Source organism: Brevibacillus sp. HB2.2 (assembly GCF_013284275.1).
GTDB classification, from domain to species: domain Bacteria; phylum Bacillota; class Bacilli; order Brevibacillales; family Brevibacillaceae; genus Brevibacillus; species Brevibacillus brevis_D.
Genome location: NZ_JABSUV010000008.1, coordinates 25,853 through 46,883 on the forward strand (window position 1 = coordinate 25,853; position 21,031 = coordinate 46,883).

The 21,031-nt window shown below is 46.1% G+C and carries 22 protein-coding genes and 1 pseudogene; 4 read left to right on the top strand and 19 right to left on the bottom strand.

Features of this window, described 5'->3' with window-relative positions; all coding sequences use genetic code 11:
- From yqfC to HP401_RS07445, 8 genes are all read right to left on the bottom strand, one after another.
- Nucleotides 1–297 (bottom strand): sporulation protein YqfC, encoded by a 297-nt coding sequence (yqfC, locus tag HP401_RS07410; protein WP_007727617.1) that lies wholly within the window; start codon nucleotides 295–297, stop codon nucleotides 1–3.
- 206 nt (nucleotides 298–503) lie between these two features.
- Entirely contained in the window at nucleotides 504–674 is a 171-nt protein-coding gene (locus HP401_RS07415; RefSeq protein ID WP_016742631.1) for a hypothetical protein, read from the bottom strand.
- Nucleotides 675–844: 170 nt separating this feature from the next.
- Nucleotides 845–1,345 (bottom strand): hypothetical protein, encoded by a 501-nt coding sequence (locus HP401_RS07420; protein WP_173604597.1) that lies wholly within the window; start codon nucleotides 1,343–1,345, stop codon nucleotides 845–847.
- A gap of 11 nt (nucleotides 1,346–1,356) precedes the next feature.
- Nucleotides 1,357–2,361, bottom strand: a complete 1,005-nt coding sequence (floA, locus tag HP401_RS07425; protein ID WP_048032288.1) for a flotillin-like protein FloA — start codon at nucleotides 2,359–2,361, stop codon at nucleotides 1,357–1,359.
- Between the two features lie 7 nt (nucleotides 2,362–2,368).
- Nucleotides 2,369–3,712 carry an NfeD family protein gene (locus HP401_RS07430; protein ID WP_012685764.1) on the bottom strand — a complete coding sequence of 448 codons (1,344 nt, stop codon included), beginning with the start codon at nucleotides 3,710–3,712 and terminating at the stop codon, nucleotides 2,369–2,371.
- A gap of 164 nt (nucleotides 3,713–3,876) precedes the next feature.
- Nucleotides 3,877–4,323: a GatB/YqeY domain-containing protein gene (locus HP401_RS07435; RefSeq protein WP_007727628.1), complete on the bottom strand. Its 447-nt coding sequence runs from the start codon at nucleotides 4,321–4,323 to the stop codon at nucleotides 3,877–3,879.
- 17 nt (nucleotides 4,324–4,340) lie between these two features.
- Complete coding sequence (gene rpsU, locus HP401_RS07440; RefSeq protein ID WP_007727630.1) at nucleotides 4,341–4,514, bottom strand: 30S ribosomal protein S21; 174 nt, start codon at nucleotides 4,512–4,514, stop codon at nucleotides 4,341–4,343.
- A 113-nt stretch (nucleotides 4,515–4,627) separates the two neighbouring features.
- Nucleotides 4,628–4,951 carry a histidine triad nucleotide-binding protein gene (locus HP401_RS07445; RefSeq protein ID WP_173604598.1) on the bottom strand — a complete coding sequence of 108 codons (324 nt, stop codon included), beginning with the start codon at nucleotides 4,949–4,951 and terminating at the stop codon, nucleotides 4,628–4,630.
- A gap of 154 nt (nucleotides 4,952–5,105) precedes the next feature.
- On the opposite strand from HP401_RS07445, the gene HP401_RS07450 reads away from it, so the two are divergent.
- Entirely contained in the window at nucleotides 5,106–6,488 is a 1,383-nt protein-coding gene (locus HP401_RS07450) for a UDP-N-acetylmuramoyl-tripeptide--D-alanyl-D-alanine ligase (protein WP_173604599.1), read from the top strand.
- 48 nt (nucleotides 6,489–6,536) lie between these two features.
- Here HP401_RS07450 and HP401_RS07455 read toward each other — a convergent pair whose 3' ends face one another.
- The 9 genes from HP401_RS07455 to HP401_RS07495 all read right to left on the bottom strand — a co-directional run bounded on the left by HP401_RS07455 (nucleotide 6,537) and on the right by HP401_RS07495 (nucleotide 16,809).
- Entirely contained in the window at nucleotides 6,537–7,115 is a 579-nt protein-coding gene (locus HP401_RS07455) for a histidine phosphatase family protein (protein WP_173604600.1), read from the bottom strand.
- A gap of 39 nt (nucleotides 7,116–7,154) precedes the next feature.
- The gene (locus HP401_RS07460) at nucleotides 7,155–8,285 is read right to left on the bottom strand and encodes a TolB family protein (protein ID WP_173604601.1); all 1,131 of its coding nucleotides are present in this window, start codon (nucleotides 8,283–8,285) and stop codon (nucleotides 7,155–7,157) included.
- 112 nt (nucleotides 8,286–8,397) lie between these two features.
- A complete protein-coding gene (locus HP401_RS07465; protein ID WP_173604602.1) occupies nucleotides 8,398–9,234 on the bottom strand; it encodes a sugar phosphate isomerase/epimerase family protein in 837 nt (278 codons plus the stop codon).
- A gap of 7 nt (nucleotides 9,235–9,241) precedes the next feature.
- Entirely contained in the window at nucleotides 9,242–10,225 is a 984-nt protein-coding gene (locus HP401_RS07470) for a DUF6005 family protein (RefSeq protein WP_173604603.1), read from the bottom strand.
- A 32-nt stretch (nucleotides 10,226–10,257) separates the two neighbouring features.
- The gene (asbD, locus tag HP401_RS07475; protein WP_173604604.1) at nucleotides 10,258–10,524 is read right to left on the bottom strand and encodes a petrobactin biosynthesis protein AsbD; all 267 of its coding nucleotides are present in this window, start codon (nucleotides 10,522–10,524) and stop codon (nucleotides 10,258–10,260) included.
- Nucleotides 10,521–11,765, bottom strand: coding sequence for an AMP-binding protein (locus HP401_RS07480; RefSeq protein WP_173604605.1), 1,245 nt, complete (start codon nucleotides 11,763–11,765; stop codon nucleotides 10,521–10,523). Before HP401_RS07480 ends, asbD begins: the two co-directional genes overlap by 4 nt.
- A gap of 1 nt (nucleotide 11,766) precedes the next feature.
- A complete protein-coding gene (locus tag HP401_RS07485; RefSeq protein ID WP_173604606.1) occupies nucleotides 11,767–13,635 on the bottom strand; it encodes an IucA/IucC family protein in 1,869 nt (622 codons plus the stop codon).
- Nucleotides 13,636–13,660: 25 nt separating this feature from the next.
- Nucleotides 13,661–15,466 (bottom strand): IucA/IucC family protein, encoded by a 1,806-nt coding sequence (locus HP401_RS07490; protein WP_173604607.1) that lies wholly within the window; start codon nucleotides 15,464–15,466, stop codon nucleotides 13,661–13,663.
- Between the two features lie 215 nt (nucleotides 15,467–15,681).
- Entirely contained in the window at nucleotides 15,682–16,809 is a 1,128-nt protein-coding gene (locus HP401_RS07495) for a D-alanine--D-alanine ligase (RefSeq protein ID WP_012685754.1), read from the bottom strand.
- 234 nt (nucleotides 16,810–17,043) lie between these two features.
- Here HP401_RS07495 and HP401_RS07500 point away from each other — a divergent pair, with 234 nt between their 5' ends.
- Nucleotides 17,044–17,535 (top strand): hypothetical protein, encoded by a 492-nt coding sequence (locus tag HP401_RS07500; RefSeq protein WP_012685752.1) that lies wholly within the window; start codon nucleotides 17,044–17,046, stop codon nucleotides 17,533–17,535.
- 100 nt (nucleotides 17,536–17,635) lie between these two features.
- On the top strand, nucleotides 17,636–17,824 hold the full coding sequence (locus tag HP401_RS07505) for a DUF4177 domain-containing protein (protein ID WP_016742618.1): 189 nt from the start codon (nucleotides 17,636–17,638) through the stop codon (nucleotides 17,822–17,824).
- Between the two features lie 190 nt (nucleotides 17,825–18,014).
- Here the strand turns inward: HP401_RS07505 and HP401_RS07510 are convergent, their stop codons facing one another.
- Nucleotides 18,015–19,334: a right-handed parallel beta-helix repeat-containing protein gene (locus tag HP401_RS07510; RefSeq protein WP_173604608.1), complete on the bottom strand. Its 1,320-nt coding sequence runs from the start codon at nucleotides 19,332–19,334 to the stop codon at nucleotides 18,015–18,017.
- Nucleotides 19,335–19,429: 95 nt separating this feature from the next.
- Between HP401_RS07510 and HP401_RS07515 the strand changes: the two are divergent.
- Nucleotides 19,430–19,568: pseudogene (locus HP401_RS07515) on the top strand (transposase); the annotation flags it as partial.
- A gap of 122 nt (nucleotides 19,569–19,690) precedes the next feature.
- On the opposite strand, the gene HP401_RS07520 reads toward HP401_RS07515, so the two are convergent.
- On the bottom strand, nucleotides 19,691–20,986 hold the full coding sequence (locus tag HP401_RS07520; RefSeq protein ID WP_173604609.1) for a class I SAM-dependent rRNA methyltransferase: 1,296 nt from the start codon (nucleotides 20,984–20,986) through the stop codon (nucleotides 19,691–19,693).
- Nucleotides 20,987–21,031: the final 45 nt, after the last annotated feature.

Consider the following 21,031-nt stretch of genomic DNA (forward strand, 5'->3'; position numbering starts at 1 on the left):
TTACGAGCTCTGTGGTCCCGTCTCCAAAAATTTCACACCACCGATTCTGCCTTCTAACAGAACCTCCTCAGGTAAAATCGCTCGGATGACAAGCTGTTCACCTGAAACAATCATTTGACCGTTCGTCAACAACAGGCGAAGCTCTTTTTCGCTAAAATGCAAGACTCCTCGATGATTCTCTATATACATTTGCAAATGACCTATCATCGTGATGCGCGGGACTTCCAGGACTACATCTTGCGGCAGATCCAGCACCCCTCCTGCCAGCTGGCGCAGACGGCGGCTCCAACGCTTCATGGATTAGCCCCCCTTCTCGTTCTATATATTGGCGAATATGACGACCTCAACTGTTTGCAGGTGCAAAACCATTCTTATCTATGCGTATGCGCGAGTATAAAGTGGCATTCATCAAAAACGGGCACAAAAAAAGAGCCCTCATCGCTCGCAATTTGGCAAGCAGGTGAGAACTCCCTTTTTGAAATACATGTAACAAAATCCATTGATTATTTGCTTTCTTTTGTAAGCGCCTTCCATTTTTTCATGACTCGTTTTACTTTCTCAGCGGAACAACCGCACGCGATCGCTGTTTCATACACTGATTTCTTTTCGAAGATGGCAAGCCGAATCACTTTTTGGCGAAACCGCCCCATTTGTTCGAAAATTTGTTGATTCATCGCTTGACCTCTACTCCTTCTTCTATTCGGAAGAATTTTCTTTACATTCAGGATAGTCAACCGGGATACGAGAAACAAGACAAGTTGTTCGAGATATTTCGACATGAAAACATTGCGTATCAAGAAAAACAGGCGAACCGAGGTTCACCTGTTTTGACTTGCTGCTATTATCAAATCTTTCTTTGCCGAACCTGCTGGGCGTACGGAGCTTTAGAGCGCGGCTCTCCAAAAATGAGCGCCCATTTCATCCCATCACGCGGATTGCCTTGTTTCGCTGTGAGGGTACTCGCTCGTTCCGAAACAGCAACCTTCTTCGTTTCCGATTCCTTCACTGTAATGGTCGGACCCGTCGAAGCACGAGCTGGACTGGAAAATGCCCATTCCTGCTCAACTCCAACCCCTTCCAGCGATTCTTGCTGAAGTGGCTCATATTTAGAGGATGCTCGCACCGTCTCTCTGCCGTACTCTTCCGTTTCCATCGGGATTTCCGACGTGCTTACCGGGGTAAGCGGAGGCATTTTCTTGCCTTGAGACATCTTCTTCTTTCCGGTTTTGCCAAGGGCTTTATATCCTAAATAACCAAGGATGACAAACCAGAACTTGCCAATGAGCGGGATGATCCACTCGACTAAATCCAGTAAATCTACGACGAGATCCATGAGATCTTCCATGGCAATCGCCCTTATTCTTTCTCGTCTGGCAAAGCAGGTTCTTGTTTGTCACCTGCATGCCCAAAAGATTGACGCATTTGTGTATCAGCAGCAATGTTTTGCATGTTGTAATAATCCATTACGCCCATTTTGCCGCTTTTCAATGCTTCGGACAAAGCGAGTGGTACTTGTGCTTCTGCTTCTACTACTTTTGCCTTCATTTCTTGTACGCGCGCGATCATTTCTTGCTCTTGGGCTACCGCCATGGCACGACGCTCTTCCGCTTTCGCTTGGGCAATACGTTTATCTGCTTCTGCTTGGTCGGTTTGCAATTGTGCCCCGATGTTCTTCCCTACATCCACGTCCGCAATATCAATCGAGAGAATTTCAAAAGCAGTTCCGGCATCCAGACCTTTGTTCAATACCGTTTTGGAGATCAGATCCGGATTTTCCAATACGTCCTTATGTCCTTTTGACGAACCAATTGTCGATACGATCCCCTCACCAACACGGGCGATGATGGTTTCTTCACCAGCACCACCGACCAATCGATCAATGTTGGCACGAACTGTTACTTTTGCACGAGTGCGCAGCTCGATACCGTCTTTTGCCATAGCTGCAACCACAGGTGTTTCAATCACTTTCGGGTTAACGCTCATTTGTACTGCTTCCAATACATCACGACCAGCCAGATCAATGGCTGCAGCTCGTTCGAAGCCAAGTGGAATATCCGCGCGTTGTGCTGCTACGAGGGCATCTACTACACGGTCTACGTTACCGCCAGCGAGATAATGACTCTCCAATTGGTTTGTATCCAGCTGCAAGCCCGCTTTACGCGCTTTAATCAACGGATTCACGATACGAGATGGTACGACGCGACGCAAGCGCATAGCGACGAGGGTAATAATCCCGATATTCACACCGGAAGCCAGTGCAGAAATCCAGAGCATGACTGGTACGAACGAGAAGAAAACTGAGAGTACAACAATGGCTACTGCCACCATAAAAATAAGGGGAATCAAACCGCCTTCAAACATGAAGAGCTCACTCCTTTTGTTCTAGTTCGGCAACGACGATACGCGTGCCTTCTACTTGCACAACGGTGATGGCGGTACCTGCTTCAATGAACCCACCAACCGATACGGCATCCACACGTTTTCCTTCCACCTTGACGACCCCTGCCGGGCGCAATGGCGTTAGCGCGATGCCTGATTTTCCTTCCAGCTCACGCTGATCGCGCGGAGCTACGTAACCTTCTTCACTGCTTTGCGTCTCACCCAAGACAAACTTGTTGAATAGACCTTTGACCCCGTATTTCTTCACTAACATGAATGCTACAATTACCGTGACCAAAGCGGCTACACCCAGGGATGCGAGCCCTTGCTTCGTGTCGTAGGCTGCCATTACGAGACCTGTCACAATGCTCAGGAAGCCAATCGCACCGACAATGCCGCCCGGAAGAAAAATTTCCAGAAGCATCAGTAAGATTCCGACGACAAACAGTCCGATGTGCAACCAGTTGGCAAATCCCGCTACATAATGACCGAAGAAATACAGACTAAAGGCAAAGAGCGAAATCGTCCCCGCAACCCCAAAGCCAGGAGCAAACAGTTCGACTACAATTCCTCCCAATCCAATGATGAGCAAAAGACTCATCACAATGGGACTCGTTACCCATCTAGCTACCAGCTCGCCACCGGTTGGCTCAATCGCCTGAAGGGAATCTGGCTGAATGCCAAGCTTTTTGAGCAGTTCTTCCTTATTGGACACCACATCATCCGCATAACCCAACCGCTTCGCTTGTTGGGCATCGAGAGAAAGCACCGTGCCTTTTGGCTTTAATCCCGGGAATTCTGTATCGATTTCCACCATCGCGCGAGCAACGTCAGGATTGCGATTATTCAGCTCAGCTGCCGCCTTCATTTTATTACTCCAACCGGAAATGAACTTGATATCTGCTGCATTCCCTGCCAAGTCAATCGGTGTTGCTGCCCCCATGCTACTACCCGGAGTCATAATAATTTCATTTGCATTCAGGGCGATGTAAGTTCCCGCTGAAAAAGCCTGATTATCAATGTAGGCTATCACATGCATGGGAGCCTGACGGATCAACTGCCCAATCTGGTCGGCAGCGTTCACTTCTCCACCTGGCGTATTGATATGCAAGATAACAAGATCTGCCTGTTGCTGCTGTGCGTCAGCAAATGCTCTGTGTAAAAAGCTCTCCAACCCTCGCTCGATCGTGCTATCTACTGGAATCCAGACAGCTTTTTGATAGGTCTTGGCTGTTGTGGACGCGGGAGCAAAAAGCATCGTCATACCCATAATCAGGCAAAGAAGTGAAAAAAGCAATCGCACGCGGCTTTTTACTAGCCTTGTTGCACTCATTGCATGTACCTCCTTTCCTTCTATCAGCTTCAACTTGTGTGCAATAAGGTATACGAAAGAGGTTGGCAATCGTTTCATATTTCTTTCACATTTGGAAAAAAGAAAAACCCAACCTTTACAGGTTGAGTTTTTCTGTTCGTATCTATATGAGGTGTTACTCGCGTCTACGATGGTAGTTCCTCAGATACAATCTTTTGCACGAGGTTTCCGTCTGCTCTGCCTTTCACTTTCGGCATGATCGCACCCATCACTTTGCCCATCTCCTTTTTGGAGGAGGCATTGGTAGCTGCGATACCTTCCCGAACGATATCACGAATTTCGTCTTCGCTAAGCTGAGCGGGTAAGTAAGCGGAGAGCACGTCGATCTCTTCGCGCGTTTTCGAGGCAAGTTCCACGCGGCCTGCCTTCTCAAATTCGTGGAGGGATTCACGGCGTTGTTTTAACTCACGAGTCAAGATGGTCAGCACTTCGTCTTCAGACAAAAGTCTGCCCTTGTTAATCTCTTCGTTCTTTAATGCGGCTTTCACCATGCGAATAACAGAGAGTTTTAGAGCAGCTCTGTCCTTCATTGCCTGCTTCATATCTTGATCGAGTCGCTCCATTACACTCATGATGAGCCCTCCGTCAATTAAAACTTGCGTTTGCGAGCTGCTTCGGATTTCTTCTTGCGCTTAATGCTAGGCTTCTCAAAGTGGCGACGTTTACGCAGTTCCGCCATCACCCCGGATTTTGCGCTTTCACGCTTGAAGCGGCGAAGTGCGCTATCCAAAGACTCGTTTTTCTTGACTCGAATTTCTGCCATTTGTCTTCCCTCCCTCCGCTAAAACCGTGGGACGCCTGAGTCGAACGTACGAACAGACTGTCACACTTCATTATAGGATAATTGACTAAAGAAGGTCAACCTTTAGTTCAATTTTATTCGTAAAAACCGGACAACAGGTGATAATGGATGTGGAAAACCTCTTGCCCACCCTCTTTGCCGCAGTTGTTAATCAAGCGAAATCCTGGCAGCTCCAGCTTTTTCGCCAGAAGTTGTGCTACATGGTGGATATGTCCGATCAGCGGCAGGTCCTCGGCGCTTACATCCATTAGCGTCGGAATTGGCTTACGCGGGATGATCAACATGTGAACGCGTGCTTTTGGTGCAATATCGTGGATGACAATGACGTGCTCGTCCTCATACTCGATACGAGCAGGAATTTCACCGTCCATGATTTTGGTAAAAATACTTTTTTCCATGGGAGACTCCTTTCTTCCTCATGTATGTGGATAGTTATGTATGTAAGGATTGATCGTATCATATTCCCTCACTTTTGTCTTGCGGCGCTACTTAACGCATGGTAGCATGACTTCGAGGTTGAAACAGGATAACAAGAAAAAGGAGTTCGTGCAGATGAAACCAATTGCACTGGATCAGGCAGCAATCAACGCAGAAGGGATTTTGATCGCTGGTTCCCCAGGGCTTGCCTTGTCATCCGTTCACTTTGATACCCGCGAGCTGACTGCGGGATCTTTGTTTGTAGCGCTGACAGGCGGCGCACGGGATGGACATGATTTTTTGTTACAAGCAGCTGAGCAAGGAGCCGTAGCTGCTCTCGTTTCGAATCAGGAGAAGATTCCTGCGGACTTGCCAAGCGATTTTGGGTTAATTCTCGTCAATGATACACTGCGTGGCTTTCAAAAGCTGGCTGCCGCTTATCGGAAAAGCTTTTCGTTCCCTCGCATCGCCATTACCGGAAGTATCGGGAAAACAACCGTGAAAGACATCGTGGCACACGTACTTGCGAGCCGTTCGCCTGTATACAAGACATATAAAAACTTCAACAACCATATCGGTGTACCTTTGTCGTTATTACAGATGGAAGAAAAACATCAAGCTGCTGTACTGGAGCTCGGGATGAACCACGCCGGGGAAATTGATCTGCTCGCTTCGCTAGTCCAGCCAGATATTAGTGTGATTACATTTATCGGAGAGTCCCATATTGAGTATTTTGGCACGCGTGAAAAAATCGCTCTCGCAAAGGCGGAGCTGCTTCCTCATACCGCTCTTGACGGGCTTGTGCTGCTCAACAAAGATTCCGAATATCTGCGATCGATAGCCCACCTGTATCCGGGTGAAATCATGTATTACTCTGTTAATGAGAAGGCGGATATTTGGGCAGAGCAAATCGAAACGGTTGAAGGTGGGACCCGCTTCAAAGTGTGCTTTGCCTCCGGAGAGCATTTCGAGGCATTCCTTCCGCTCCACGGTCGCCACAGTGTCCTGAATGCACTGCCTGCTGTCGCGATTGCCAAGAGGCTCGGAATGGATACAGAGCAAATCGCTTACGCCTTGTCCACCGTTCAGCTCTCCGCCATGCGGTTTGAGCAAATTAACGGGAAGCACGGTACTGTGTATATCAGTGATGCATACAATGCCAGCCCCGTCTCCATGGAGGCTGCCGTACGGACATTTGCTGAGCTGTACCCTGAGCGCGCAAGAGTCGTCGTGTTAGGTGACATGTACGAGCTGGGACCAGATAGCAGGGCTATGCACGCGGGCGTCGGAGCCTCGATTCAAGACATTGCTGAGCGCTTCGAGCTGCTCGTGACAATCGGTGAGGATTCACGCCATCTCCATGATGCTTATGCGGGGAACAAGCTGCATTTTGCTACCAAAGCAGAGGCACTGGCTGCTCTACTGCCGCTACGGGATGAGAAGCATGCCTTTTTGTTCAAAGCTTCCAAAGGCATGTCCTTATGGACGCTTATCACTGATCTGGAAGGTCACGAATAATAGAAAGGGAAAACCGCCTCTCGTATCATACGGGAGACGGCTTCTTTTTTAGTGCTTGTCCTTGTCATTCCACAGACGTTCTACCTGAATCAATTGATCTTCCTCAAAGCTTAGTTTATAAATATCGGGCATCGAGGTCTTTTTCCAAAAGGAGAATTCGTACGATGGATCGTAGTGATTCATGATGATCGTCATGATGTTTCCATGGATGCCAATCGCGACTTTTTTGCCTCGATGGTGATCCAAAACTTCCTGTAAGGCAGCGAGTCCCCTTTCCCCCGCTACCGCATTCGATTCTCCCCCTGCGAAAGCGAACTCACGGTTTGCAAATACATGCTCGACAGCCTGTACAAAATGCTCAAAGCACTCTACCCAAGCACCTAATTCGCGCTCGCGAAAATCCGGTTCCAGCTTGATTTCCCGATTCGCTTGCTTCGCCGCAGTTTCAATTGTCTGAATGGCTCTTGAATATGGGCTGGAGACGAACACGTCAATTTGTTCCGCTTGCAAGATTTCTGCTACACATTGCGCATCTTGCCAGCCCTTTTCAGACAATCCGCGTATTTTCTCCTGATCCTGAATGTACGGAGATTCTGCGTGGCGGACCATATACACTTGTGTGAGCATCCTTGCACCTCTTCCGTTTTGGTGATTTCGATTGAGCAATCATCGCAGTTCAATGACATTGTTGGCAGGACCCAACTTTTCAGGCGAAAAATCGCTATAGTGGATCGATGCGAGATCAGCTACATAATACGACTTGCCGTCCTTTGCCCAGCCGATGATGCGCTGATTGTCACTTAACTCGTAATAGCCAGGCATTCCCTTGTCAGGAGAACCGAATGGATAGCTGCATTTCGTGACTTCTTTGCATGATTGCATGTACATATACGAGTCTTGAGAATTGGAAGTACGAGCGTGCTGTTCTACTGCCATCAGATGCCCTGCTGGCGACCAAACAATCTTGGCCAAGTAGCTCTCAGTGAACACGGAATCCTTCAAATTGACCTTTTTCCCTGCCTGCAAATCCAGCATATATTCCTCTGTATTGGTTCGCATATACCGGTACTTCATATCGTTGGAGTAAGAAGGGAATGTCGTCATGTTATGATCGTATTTCAGGCCAGTCGGTAAGTCTAATTCCTTGTATGCGGTTTGCGTTTTGTAAAACAGCTTTTTCGAATTCGGCACCCAGTAATACCTTTCTTCTTCTGTTCCACTCGGCCATTCATACTGGTCATTCTTTTTCATTTTGAGTGTAGGCAGGTGCTGCAAGATCAGGTGACCGCTTACTTTGGAATTGGAAGAGAGCATGTCCATCCGGGTGAACGCCATGTACTGTTCATCCGGTGAAATAGAAAAATCAAGGACGGGATACTGAGCTGCTGCCGGGACGAGTACCGTTTTTTTGCCATCTGGAAGACTCAACCTTACGATACCGCCGTTTTCACGAACGTAGAGTGCGTCTTGCTTCGGCGACCATTTGCCATAGCCGGATAGCTGCGTCATCTTTTTTGTTTGCATATCGTACAGGTACGGTATGGTTCGGTCTGTCTTCCCGTATCCGATTCGCTCCCCGTATACAAACCTGCCCGATGGCGACATGCTCGCCCGGTGAATCAAGGTCATGTTCGTCACGGTTTTTGTCACTTTTCCATCTACTGGTACTTGATAGATGACGACTGGCTCTGGCTTGCGAGGGTCTGCCTTCGCAGGAGCAGAAGCATTGATTTGTCCAGGAACAAGGATGCCCAGCAAGGAAATCAGCAAGCATGAGAGCAATAGGTGTTTTTTCATCAAGGGTCCTCCCGAATAAGTAATCAATACGTAGACGCTCACTGGAAGCACTTGGTTTCCTTTTACACGAAAAAAGATCGGAAGCACCCCTGCGCCCCCGACCTTTTTTCACTTACGCACGAACCATCATTGCCTTCCGCAACCACTCTACCTCTTCCGCTAATACACGCTGCGGACTCTGACCAAACCATTCAATCGATGCAAAATAATCCGTATCCGCAATCTTTTCTAAAATAGGCCCATAATCTACAACACCTTCACCGAGCAGTACCATTCCCTCGCGATCGCCGTTAGGGGCATATACATTATGCGGAGCGAATACTGGTAAATGATTCGATGAAGAAATATTTTTCAAATGATAATGAGCTACCCACGGTCTCAATTGCTCGTACGCATCGATCGGATCAGCACCGGATTCCCAGACATGAAGAAAATCAAGATTCACTTTTAGTGCGGGATGATTGACTTCCTGCAACAAAGCAAGTGTAGAACTCAGCGAATCTGTAAGCGTGTTCGGATGTGTTTCGACCAAAAGCTGAATCCCGTGCTCTTGACACATCTTACATAAAATTTGTAGATGATGCACATAGCGTGCACGCTCTTCTGGTCCTACTTCTTGACTTGCCTTCTGTCCAGCAAACGTCCTGATTTGCTTCACATGCAACAGATTCGCCAGTGAAAGGAGTCTTTTTGCTTTTTCCAATGTACGCGGAAATCCTGATGTAGTAGCAATATCCAGATAATCGCTAAGCATGGAGATACTCATGCCTTGATCCCTGACCAGCCTTACCTGTTCCTCCATCTCTACTCGATCATGATCGTACAGATGCTGGGCGTGAGTTCCCCATAACTCGATTCCATCAAAATGATGACGATGAGCAAACTGAACAAGCTGTGCAAACGAAATCAACTGGTGGCGAAAAGTAATTGTGCACAATGAGAGTTTCATATGGTCTTTACCTCCACCCTTGTTCGTCGACAGTGACGAGACTTTTATCCATTTGGGTCCACAGAACAAACTGACGTTCCAACTCTTTTTTCACTTCCAGCTCGATCAGATCAATCTCTTCAAGTGCCTCGATAATCGGAGGCAACAACGCCATATTCTTGGTCATCGCCATTTTGACAGATAAGTACTGAGCTGTCGTAAACCCTTGGTAGATGTCCTCCACTTTATAGGCAATGCGCAAAAACTCATCACGATGGTATTGCAGGTAATCTTGCAGATAGAGAAATGCATACTCGTAGCTATATTTGCGGATCGCAATCACTTTCACCTGAGTCACTGCCGCAAGCAACATATTCAAGTTGTATCCATTGCGTCCTTCTGCCATGTCTGTAATCAATTGCTTTAGCTCAAGGGTAAACGGGTTATGATCACGCTTGAGTGCGTCGTAGAAATAGTCGTGGATCATTTCATAGGTTGGTTCCTTAATTTCACTCGCATCCACCATAAAGCCGCCACCAAACGGATTTTCCAAGAAGGCTTTGATCACCGTCTCCTTCTTCACATTGCCCTCCCAACGAAAATCCGGGTCAAACATAAACCACTCATCCTCATTCTCCGTCTTTGAAATCATCAAAAAATGCGGGAATGGCTTCAACGCAAATTTATTATCTCGTTCTGGAACCAGCGACATGTCTATCTGAACAAGGACAAACTGATCCTCGGTACGCTTATCGATTAGCTCTAAGAACATGTCCAGATTGGAGGCTTTATCTTGGGAATGATCATACCATTCTGTTACTTTCGCTCGGAAAAGTCGCTCATATCCCTTGATAATCTCCTCATGGTTATCAATGTAATAGGTGACCACACCTTGATCTGTAATGGAGTACTCGGCATCCCATATGCCAAAATAATAGGGACGATAATCGATCTTTGTGCGGCGCTTAATCACTTCGCATAGGCAAGAAATGATGCAATGAACCTTAACCATTCTGTATCCCCCACTCGCTGTTTGTATAGACGCTAATTCGATACATGCTGCGGTTCTAGCTGTTCAACAAAAGTAAGGAGCGATCCAACCGTTTGGAAGATTCGTGGATCTAACTCATGAGCAGGAACTACCAAGCGCAAATCTTCTTCGACATACACAATCAATTGCAATAGCATAATCGAATCTATATGAAGATCCTCATTCAATCGCATGGACTCTTCTAGCGTGTGAATATGCGATAATTTTAATTTTTCGGTCATGATCGTATGGATTTGCTCGATTCTTTCTGATCGTGTCATTTGCTGATCGTCTCCGTTTCTACTAATCGACGGCTGATTTTTCCTGTGGCTGTTTTAGGAATGCTTGCCACGCATTGGATTTCGAATGGGACTTTATAGCCTGGCAAACGATCTTGGCACCATTTCCTGATTTGTTCAGGCGTAGTTCCTCCCTCTGCAATAACCTGCGCCTTCACAATCTCTCCCATGACCGGATGATGTCCACGATACACGACTACTTCTTTTATCCCACTCATTTTCAAAATGACGTCCTCGACCTCTAATGGAAATACCTTTAAGCCAGAGACGTTGATCACATCATCCATCCTTGATACAAATTGAATATGTCCTTCTCCTGTCCAGAAACCTAAATCCTGCGTCGCTATTTCGTTCTGTCCATTCCAAATCTTAATTTCACCGGGGTGTTCTTCATTTTCGCCTGCTGTCATCGTTACATGGGAAAGAGGAACTCCCAGATCGGTATGCGTCCGCATCTGTTTACTCATACTGACGCACCCCGCCTCAGAGCAACCATATTGTTGCATCAAGATGTCGCTCATGCCTTGCAGCTTGAGAAACAAGCCTTCTGGCATGGGGGCTCCTGATGTCATTAACCGGTGGAAGCGTACCTGCTCTCGCGTAAAGCTAGATAAGATGTGATAAAAGACTGGCAGACCATACACAATATGCTGGGGAGTATCTTGAATCACCTGCAAAGCAAACTTCGGATTTTTGTGCGTCACAATCGAAGGCTTACTCCCCCGCTCCAAAGCTGCCAAAATTCCACATATCAATCCATACGAATGTGTCACAGATGCCAGCACGATCGGGGTTAACGCTTCCTCTCCCTGAAACAACTGGTTGTAGGCATGAATTTCTGTTTGGATATCCTCCCAGCTTCTTCCGATTAGCTTCGCGTCCCCCGTCGTACCTGAGCTATATTGATAAAGCGATGGTTTTTCGCTCTGTTGTTTATCCGTGATGGACAAGAAGTGCTTCGTCTCCTGATAAACAAGCCCATAACATCTTGCCTTCACTGCCATCTGATAGGCTGTTTCCATTGGGGTTTCCCCATGAATCAACAACACGGAGGCATCATGCTCACGTAAATATTGAACAAGACTAATCACGTCAAGTGGGTCAGCTATGCAGACAGCGTACCTCTTTCCTTCTGGCTGTCGAAAATGATCCATGCTTTCGAATCCTTGCTTATGTCTCTCCATTTCATGCACAGAAATCTCGTTTTGATTTACAATGAACATGCTAGTAACCTCCCACAGCCATGGAATGAAGCCTTTTCCTTGCCTCGAACAAAGGATTGGGAACTTCATGTAAATGATAGTTCTCGGTCGTTGTATATAGCTTTTTCTTGGTCAATTTCTCTACTTGCACCCTAGGAACAAACAGATCAAATCGCGTAAATCGCTCCGCCAATTCCGGGAATCGTTGTTGGTGCCCCTCCAATACCTGAACGACCATCTCCCAGAAGCGCTCTTCGGCATATCCGTAATGTTCTTCCAATAGCCGTGCGAGTTGCCCCAGATTGATCAGAAACAAGGTCTCTAACGTCAAATCTCTGACTGTTGAAGTTTCATTCATGTGAAACATCACATCGTCGGGCTTCGTTGCGTAATATTCATGCACTTCCGCGAAGTTCGGGCATTTGTCCGGCTCACTCAAGAACGGTTGGCAAAAAATCAAATCTTCGTGAAAATCCTTCAATGCTACCCGAGTAGGAACACCATCCCGATGCACCAGGATCATATTCTGTGCGTGGGTTTCCATGGCAATTCCGTGTTTCACCAGAATATGAACGACTGGCAATACACTGCTTTCCATTAATCGCACAAGCCAATTCTCTAGCCCTTGCTCACGAATCCAGCGATCAATGAACGGCACCTCATCCACCTCTACTGCCGCTAATGCGTTATAAGGAACCGCATCTTCTCCCGCTTCGAGATGAGGGATGAGACTTTCTCTCCACATGCACCCAATTACTCCGAATGTAACCATTTCCACCAGTTCAGAAGCAGGAGGAGGATCGTATGCCACTGCCGCAAACTCCTGAAGCATGATCACCTTTTGCACGTCTCGTAAATACGCATCTGCGTCCGCAATCTCCTTGAGCCACCTCGAAACAATGGGTGCACTTGCCAGTGAGTGCGAGGTGAGATGACGTGCCGCTGAGGTATTCACCACGTTGATCGAGAGTTTCAGATACGGTTTATGCGGATTACTTTTGTTAGCAAAGGTGCGAATAGATTGTTGTGGACGATGACCATCAGAGCCTACTCCTAGCACAATGATCTCTTTGCGGTGGATATCGTTCAGGAATCCAGGCACGATATGATTACGCCACTGCCAAGGATGGACAGGCACGAAGGCATACTGATCCGGATCACATCCATGATTGACGATGATTTGTTGAAAGGCTTCTTTTTGGTCTCGACCTAATTCATCCAAAAGAAGGTCATCGAAATCTTTCCCTTGATCAATGGACACTTGAGAATATTTCTTATGTATCGCTAGCCATAGAAAATGAACTTCCTGCTTAAATTCAGGACCATAGGCAAAATGATCGACGTAGGTAAATCCAACACGTGATTTATAGCTAGGGTGGTAAGGGTGACCGTCCATCAAATCCCCTTCCAGCTCATCGTATGATTTGCCCTGCATCCGAATATCATTTTGCACCCGATAGTATTGAGCCAATGTATCCTTTAACAACGTTTGCTCCAGATCATTCGCAAATAGCTTCAGTCTTTGATCATCTACCGTATTCATTCGGAAGACTTCCACTAAAAAACGAGTGAGGGATATCGCTTCTGATTCTTCTTGCGCAGCTCCGCTTTGATCGAAAGCAACACGAGTAACCGGGTCCTTCCCTAAACGTACCAGCCCAAAACTAGCACTCTTCCGCCCCCGGCAACGATAGCGAACAGGCAGATCTCCCTCATCAAGCCCATGTAGGATATAAATCGTCTCGTCATCTTCTTGGATGGTCTCAGGAATCACAATTCCCTCATAGAACAAAGACTCGATGCATTGTCGAAACACCCTTCTTCTCACCTGCACGTACTGTGTCGAGTGAAGTGCCTCTTCAATCGAGAAATCTTGTATTGTTAACTCCATACCTTATCCTCCAAGTCTCTTCAAGCTATCCAAAAGCATGCAGCCCTGCTTTTTCGGTCTGCTTTACTTTTGCTAAAGGATTATCTATGTAAACAAAAACAGATGATCTCTCTTCCGGTTGGGTTAATTCATCCAAATCATAGAAGCGCGTGAGCAAATTAGCCTTACACGGAAGCTGTTCACGCGTAAGTAGATTCTCTAGAAACTTCGACGCCTCTCGATTCATAGGTAAAAACTCCGTCAAAACCTCATGCATCTCTGCCAATAAGATTTGTTCGTCAATTAAACCTTCCGTTCCAAATCCATTAATGAGTCCAAACATATGGTTAAAAATCATATAATAGGTGATTCGCTCATCGACAAGATGGTCTTTGTAAATGTTCCTACTCGCCTTGCCAACCCCAGGCAATTCTACCTCTAGTACCTCTTGCATCGATTCTGAGAAATAATAGCCTTGATTATCACGATAAAAGAACTGATCCGGGTATCCATCTTTGAGCGTGACAACACTATTCTGTTGATGAGCTTCCAAGCCGATTCCGTATTTTAGATAGAGCCATACCATTGGTTTCAATGAAATGTCTACATACCGCTTAAACCATTCCAGACTAACTACATCCGGTGCCTTCCCTTCCTTTTGTGCCAGATGGTGGATGATCGTTGCCAACCGACTCTTGTAGCCAGGAAGTGGATCTTGCACGAGTGCCGCGATTTGCGTGACTTGTTCTGCATTCTTCCCCATAAAGGGATTATCACGCAGGATTACTTCAAATCCCGTTTCTCCCTCATGCTCCAACATGATCGTGATGTAAGCTGGATCAGAGATAAAGCCAAAGCCCGGATACTTGCGACTCACTTCACCGATCCCTGTTTCAAAAAGTTTCTTCGCCTCTAAACCGATCTCCATTTCACTTAACTTGTTGATCCGTAATGAATTCGTAACTTTGATTGGGACGGACAGCTTGAGCATGTATTTCTTCTCAGGATGATAAACCGTTCGAAGAGAAGATGTCGCCATATACTCCTCACCCGCTGGCCCTAGGTATAGAAGCAACCCTTTCCGGATCAAGGATTGTACAGGTGCCTTTTCGAGCAACCATTCTGCTTGAAGCGGATGAATCGGGACGATTGAAAATGATGAATCGACATCAGCTATCGAAGGAAACTCATCCTTCAGTAATTGCGTAGCGGACTCTTTTTGCCCAGATTTTTCGTGAACAATCGACGGATGGGCTGCAAACAAGTGGAGTTGAAACTTCCCGCAACACTCCGGTGCATACAGCGCTTGCTTGGCCTCAGGAATTCCTTGCTGACTCTTCGGCGTTGGATGGAACAAGTGACCGAACAAAAGCGCCTGCTCTGCTTCGATGAAGCTTTGTTCCACGCCATATAACATCTCCGCATTACTTTGGCGCGTCCGAACAAATTTCTCAATGCTTTGGCAGCTTTGAATCATCCGCAAGACTAATTCATCCGGAACTGCATTTTCCCCATGCTGAAGCGTTAGTTCTTTAATCAAAAGCACCGCTAATGTCAAATAGTCCGCCTGAACGAAACGAGTGCAGTCACCACTTCGGTAGCAAGCTGGGTAATGAAACAAATGCCTGCCTGTCACGGAATGATATTTGACACTGACATAGAGGGAAATCCCCTGATACGGGAGTTCACAATGAAGGTACATACCTGTTGAACTCGGCTGTATGATTTTCGTTAGCTGCTTCGTAATCTCGTCTTTTCGATTGATCCACTCGCCCCTACCTGTTTCTCGGAGATAACAATTGAGAAAGCTCTGCATCGTTGCATGCTCTGCGATATGCTTGACTACGAACATGTTACCTCTCCTCTTGCTTGATCCAATTTTTTATTCAAGCATTGCGACTTACATAACTGGTAAAACGTCCCATGTATAATGTAAACGATTATCATTCTCATTTCAAGTGATAATATTCTTCGGATACAGTTAAAAGAGATACGCAGGCCGAAATTCGTTCCTCCATCCACACACAAAAAAAAGATGCCGATTCATCAGCATCTTTTTTCTCATGATTACTCCAACTCTTCCGCATCTACGACGTTGCGACCTTTATCCGCATGTCGCTCGATAGCGAGTTGTACCAGACGATCGATCAGCTCGCTGTAGCCCACACCCGCAGCTTGAAAGAGCATTGGATACATGCTAAACGGCGTAAAGCCTGGCATCGTATTCACTTCGTTGATATAGAGTTTGTCGTTTTTTTCATCCCAGAAAAAGTCTACACGGGAAAGGCCAGAGCCATCGAGTGCTTGGAATGCCTGCTTGGCTATTTCCGCGATTTGTTCGGATACATGCTCGGGAACGATGGCAGGAATGGAGAGCTCTGTTCCCGCCCCCTTGTACTTGGCTTCATAATCGTAAAATTCTTTAGCGGCAATGACTTCCCCAACGACAGATGTCATCAGTTCTTCATTCCCCAAAACGCCAATCTCCAACTCACGAACCTGAACGAACTCTTCCACGATCAATCTGCGGTCGAATTTGGCAGCTACATCTAATGCGTGCTTGAGTTCCTCACGATTTTTCGCTTTGTTAATCCCTACGCTGGAGCCCATATTCGCTGGTTTGACGAAACACGGATAGCCGAGTTCACGCTCGATCCGATCCATGACATCGTCCTGGCCTTTTTCCCATTGAGAGCGCAGCAAGCCTACATATTTCACTTGCGGTAGTCCAGCCTGTGCAAAGACGGTCTTCATCATCCATTTATCCATTCCGACAGCGGAAGCCATTACTCCGGTTCCCACGTACGGGATATTCGCCAATTCCAGCAGTCCTTGAATCGTCCCATCTTCGCCAAATGGTCCGTGAACCACAGGGAAAACAACATCCATTTGCTCATTCATGGCAAACAGCGATCCTGACTTGCTTGTTACTGCCAGCTCTTGCCCTGTCTCTGTTGCCTCGTTACTAACTGGTGTTTTTGCCGATAAACGCAACGCTTCGATCTTATCCGGCAGTTGACCTGCCAGTGTTTCTCCAGTCACCCAAGAGCCATCCAATTGAACGTACACAGGGGTTACCTCATATTTATTTGCATCTACAGCCTGCATAATGGACATTGCCGTACGCAATGAAACTTCATGCTCTGAGGATTTTCCTCCATAAATAATGCCCAGTCGAATCTTTTGATTTCCCATCTGTGTCATGCTCCTTTCCCCTCCGTACGATACCCGGAGAGTCTACCCAGTTTCTACTCTCTCCTATGCTATGCAAAAGCCCAACATCTGCTCTATTTACCGGGCCGAGCCCGTCATTTAGCATACACAAACCAAACGCCAAAAACAAGAGAAGCAAGTATCACCTGCTCACGTTTTTTCTCATACGATATAAATAAAATTCCTGTCATGGAGCTATTTTTTGGAGGGATTTCCATGAGAGATTATTTACTGTACTGCACGTACTGCTCTTCTTACACTTTATTGCACAGCTATGATAAGGACAGCGGTTCTTTTTTGGGGGAATATTCCCTGCTGCATAACAACTACACCCGTGACCCAATCGTCTTGAACAAATTTCTCCTCGCCCATCTCGGTCACACCATCCGTACCATTCCCTCTAAGACGGATGACTACCGCCATATCATCTGCAATGCCTCGCATTTTTTGGAGGATGATATTGACAAGTATGTGGAGGAAAGTCAACAGCGGGCTAAATTCAAGGAGCGTGATCGGAAAAGCGAACGGGAAATTGGTCAGGTACAGCTATATCTGGTCGAGCATCTATTGACCCACGAGCTTCAGAACTTAAGCCAGGCCCGCGCTTCTACCCCCGCCGAAGGACAAGTCTTTTTAGGCAAGGAGCTGGGGTTCAAGGAGGCACTCGATCTCGTCAGGCGTGTAAAAAATGACAAGCAATTGTCATGAGCACTTATTTCTTCATTCGAAATGATTCACATTCTTTGTGCAACTCTTTCCGCTCGTCGCGCGTATAAAAAGAGAGACGATACAAGCGGGGGGAAAGAACATGTTTGAATACAAATTCGTCCGAGTTGAGCTGTCCTCTTTTCGACGCCAACCAAAAGAAGATTATCAGACCGTTGTCCACGAGCACGCCAAGGAAGGCTGGCGTTTGGTGCAAATCTTTGCTCCAAGCATCGGGGGAGATGGTATCGCCAAATACTTCGAATTGATTTTTGAAAAACCAACTTCTTAAATCAGACTAAAAGCCGAAAAGAAAAACAGCGCCGTTTTAATGCGGACGCTGTTCAGAGTGTCGAGAAAGTCCCCTTTAGAAAAAAAGGGGACTTTTCGTTCCATTTTAGGGGGCCCCCACCCTCTTAAAACGCCTTAGATGCCCATTCTAGAGGGTTAAATTTTTCAGCCCACTCCATGGATATTATAAACTACTTTTCAGCGCCGGTTCCATCTACCCATACTGGAGCTCCCTGTGAATCTTTCAGAAATAAGGGTTTTCCCATATCCGTATCAAAATAGTAAACTCCTGCCCCCATATGGTGATACTTTGGTCTCAATTTAGTTGATCCCCTATTAACGATAGGCTGAAAGATTACATTATAGTTGTTAGAGCCCGCTTTGTTAACAATCTTGTGGTCTGGATCTCCGAAATCTTTGGCAAAGTGATTATTCCTGATATGCGTTTCATTATACACATGGATAATTTCTGAGCCGGGAATGAAGCCCTCGAATATGCAGTCTTCAATTACAGTTCGAAATGCTCTTGAATCAAATGCAAGAATGGCCTTCTCCTTGCTACCGACAAATTGACACCTGTAAAAACTATTCAAAGAGGAAGATCTGACCACTTCATTTTCTACAGTTGTTTTATCCTCAATGTACACTTTAGCAACATCACCTGTTGTAACGTCACAATTCCAAAATGTATTTCTTTTCCCGTTGATAATTTTAATACCATAGCGAGCTGAACCTCTTTCAACAATACACTTTTGGAAGTCATTTCCTTCTGGAGTATCACTATAGGCGTTATTTTTATAACCGTAAAGATTTTTATTGGCCCCTATTTCTATACCTACCTCAGTCGACTCATTTATTTCACAACGGTAAAATGCATTGTTGCCAGCTCCGTTTAATAATTCTATACCTTTCCTGCATTTCTCGATATTCACCGAAATAAACGTATTATTTTGTGAAGCATCCAAACGAATTGCCGGGCCGTTCACATTTTCTATCTCGATGGCCATAAAAGTTCTTTCTACCGTAACATAGGCCAGATCTACCCCGACTTTAGCGACTCCAGCACCGTCTACGAATAATTGTGACATGACCCCATAACGGTTGCCGGAGATATTTTTTATATCTTTTGTATTTTTTATACTAAATTTGATCATTGGATAATTTCCATCTTTGTCTGGCTTTAGATATTTCGTACCTTCGTCCGGGTCGGGCTTGATACCATTCTTACTTGCCAGTATTTTTGAATGATATCCAACTCCATAAATGCTTACATATTCGGGAATAAGTATTGTTTGGTCAATTATATATGTACCTGCTGGAAAAAATACAGGGCATTTCTGAATATCTGCGTCCGCTAAAGCTCTTTTTATGGCAGGAGAATCAGTTGTTTCTCCTTCTTCTTTGGGATAATCTTTTACGTTAATGACTTGTCCTGAAGGATTAGCTGCTGCACCAAAGAGACCAATTCCCCCTGACAAATCGCGTTGAATTAAGCTATTTTTATCATCCATAAAAAAATCCACTCCCATTTTTATAAATTTTTATTCAATCAACGCCTTAAATAATATCATTAAATTTCATGTAATTCCAAATTTTGTACATCAAATGTGCGGATGCTAAAGAACAGCATGGGTTTCGCTATTGTAGGTTACGCGGACGTGAACATGTCCAAGAGCAGGTATTGATGACAGCAACAGTAAAAAAACATGAAAAGGATAGCACTACACCTAGCGAAAACAAGTTAGGTGAAGGCTATCCTTTTTTCAGCACTTCGTCTGGAACAATATCAAAAAGAAATCCCCTAAAAGGGGGGTTCTCATCAGTCTGAACAGCGCCGTTTTAATGCGGACGCTGTTTTTCTTTTTCTCTATCGACGATCTCTTACTTCAAAGATGGCAAATTTCAAGTAATGAGCCTCATCAGCCCCACTGATTTGCGGGTGATCCTTGCCCGCTCCTCGCCATTCAATCAGGCGCAATATCTTTTTCGCATCGACTGCTGCCTCTTGAATCGTTTGCAGGAACAGCTCAGGAGACATATGGTACGAGCAAGACGCGGTAACGAGAAAGCCGCCCTGACGAACGAGCTTCATTCCGTTTAAGTTAATGTCTTTGTAACCGCGGCAAGCGCCTTTCACAGCTCCACGCGATTTCGCGAATGCTGGCGGGTCAAGAATGACTACATCCCAGCTCTTGCCTGCCTCTACATTTTCACGCAAGTAATCAAACGCATTCGCCACCACAAAATCAACACGATGCAAGAAGCCATTGAGTGTAATGTTTCGCTTCGCTGTTTCGATAGCGTGCTCGGAAATATCGAGGGCTGTCACTTTTTTCGCACCGTGCTTGCATGCGTTCAGGGTAAAGGAACCCGTATGTGTAAAGCATTCCAATACCTCAGCGCCATCCCAAAACGGATTTTTGACCACTTTCCCCCGCTTGTCTACAGGCACCTGCTTTGTCTCGCCGTCTACTTCTATGCTCGTCAGGGAAATGCCGTGCTTTTCGCCCCAGCCTTTCATCAATGGCGCGATGGAGGCGCGATTTTCCCGCTGATCATAGAAAAAGCCCGTCTTTTGCCCCTCTACGATATCCACATAGTATTTCAATCCGTTTTCTTCGATCAATACTTCACGCGGACACTCTCCGTACAGGACCTCTTTACCCTGTGTGAGCCCTTCCAGTTCACGGACAGGTACATCATTGCGCAAATAAATACCGGTCGGTGCAAATACCTCTACCAGTGCATCCCGAATCCAATCGATGCGCTTCTCCATCCCCAATGAGAGGACTTGGACAACCAATGTATCCTCGTAGCGATCGACGATGAGTCCAGGCAAAAAGTCAGCTTCCCCGTAAATCACACGGCAAGCCCGTGGGTTGTCCACAAATCTCGTCCGGAATTCTGCCGCTTCCTTGATTTTCCGCAAGAAAAAGTCGTAGTCGATCTCTTCCTTTTGGTCGTAGCTCAAAATGCGCACGATCATTTGTGAAGCTGGGTTGATGTAGCCCTTTGCCAAGAAATGTCCTTTGTGATTGGTGACCTCGACGATTTCACCTGGTTCTACATCCCCTTGAATTTCTAATACCTCTGATTGAAAAATCCACGGATGTCCTACTTCTAGCCGCTTTTTCCGATGTTGATTCAATAGCACACGTGCCATGCAGCCATTCCTCCTCTTTGTCATGCTTGCCCTAGTACAGGCATA

Coding starts and splice junctions, on each gene's coding strand:
- HP401_RS07435 (WP_007727628.1), bottom strand. CDS start 4,323: ATGAGTGTAATGGAGCGACTCGATCAAGATATGAAGCAGGCAATGAAG.
- yqfC (WP_007727617.1), bottom strand. CDS start 297: ATGAAGCGTTGGAGCCGCCGTCTGCGCCAGCTGGCAGGAGGGGTGCTG.
- HP401_RS07415 (WP_016742631.1), bottom strand. CDS start 674: ATGAATCAACAAATTTTCGAACAAATGGGGCGGTTTCGCCAAAAAGTG.
- HP401_RS07505 (WP_016742618.1), top strand. CDS start 17,636: ATGTTTGAATACAAATTCGTCCGAGTTGAGCTGTCCTCTTTTCGACGC.
- HP401_RS07490 (WP_173604607.1), bottom strand. CDS start 15,466: ATGTTCGTAGTCAAGCATATCGCAGAGCATGCAACGATGCAGAGCTTT.
- rpsU (WP_007727630.1), bottom strand. CDS start 4,514: ATGGCAGAAATTCGAGTCAAGAAAAACGAGTCTTTGGATAGCGCACTT.
- HP401_RS07430 (WP_012685764.1), bottom strand. CDS start 3,712: ATGAGTGCAACAAGGCTAGTAAAAAGCCGCGTGCGATTGCTTTTTTCA.
- HP401_RS07470 (WP_173604603.1), bottom strand. CDS start 10,225: ATGGTTAAGGTTCATTGCATCATTTCTTGCCTATGCGAAGTGATTAAG.
- HP401_RS07455 (WP_173604600.1), bottom strand. CDS start 7,115: ATGCTCACACAAGTGTATATGGTCCGCCACGCAGAATCTCCGTACATT.
- HP401_RS07460 (WP_173604601.1), bottom strand. CDS start 8,285: ATGAAAAAACACCTATTGCTCTCATGCTTGCTGATTTCCTTGCTGGGC.
- HP401_RS07510 (WP_173604608.1), bottom strand. CDS start 19,334: ATGGATGATAAAAATAGCTTAATTCAACGCGATTTGTCAGGGGGAATT.
- floA (WP_048032288.1), bottom strand. CDS start 2,361: ATGTTTGAAGGCGGTTTGATTCCCCTTATTTTTATGGTGGCAGTAGCC.
- HP401_RS07465 (WP_173604602.1), bottom strand. CDS start 9,234: ATGAAACTCTCATTGTGCACAATTACTTTTCGCCACCAGTTGATTTCG.
- HP401_RS07480 (WP_173604605.1), bottom strand. CDS start 11,765: ATGTTCATTGTAAATCAAAACGAGATTTCTGTGCATGAAATGGAGAGA.
- HP401_RS07495 (WP_012685754.1), bottom strand. CDS start 16,809: ATGGGAAATCAAAAGATTCGACTGGGCATTATTTATGGAGGAAAATCC.
- HP401_RS07520 (WP_173604609.1), bottom strand. CDS start 20,986: ATGGCACGTGTGCTATTGAATCAACATCGGAAAAAGCGGCTAGAAGTA.
- HP401_RS07485 (WP_173604606.1), bottom strand. CDS start 13,635: ATGGAGTTAACAATACAAGATTTCTCGATTGAAGAGGCACTTCACTCG.
- HP401_RS07500 (WP_012685752.1), top strand. CDS start 17,044: ATGAGAGATTATTTACTGTACTGCACGTACTGCTCTTCTTACACTTTA.
- HP401_RS07450 (WP_173604599.1), top strand. CDS start 5,106: ATGAAACCAATTGCACTGGATCAGGCAGCAATCAACGCAGAAGGGATT.
- HP401_RS07420 (WP_173604597.1), bottom strand. CDS start 1,345: ATGGAAGATCTCATGGATCTCGTCGTAGATTTACTGGATTTAGTCGAG.
- asbD (WP_173604604.1), bottom strand. CDS start 10,524: ATGACACGATCAGAAAGAATCGAGCAAATCCATACGATCATGACCGAA.
- HP401_RS07445 (WP_173604598.1), bottom strand. CDS start 4,951: ATGGAAAAAAGTATTTTTACCAAAATCATGGACGGTGAAATTCCTGCT.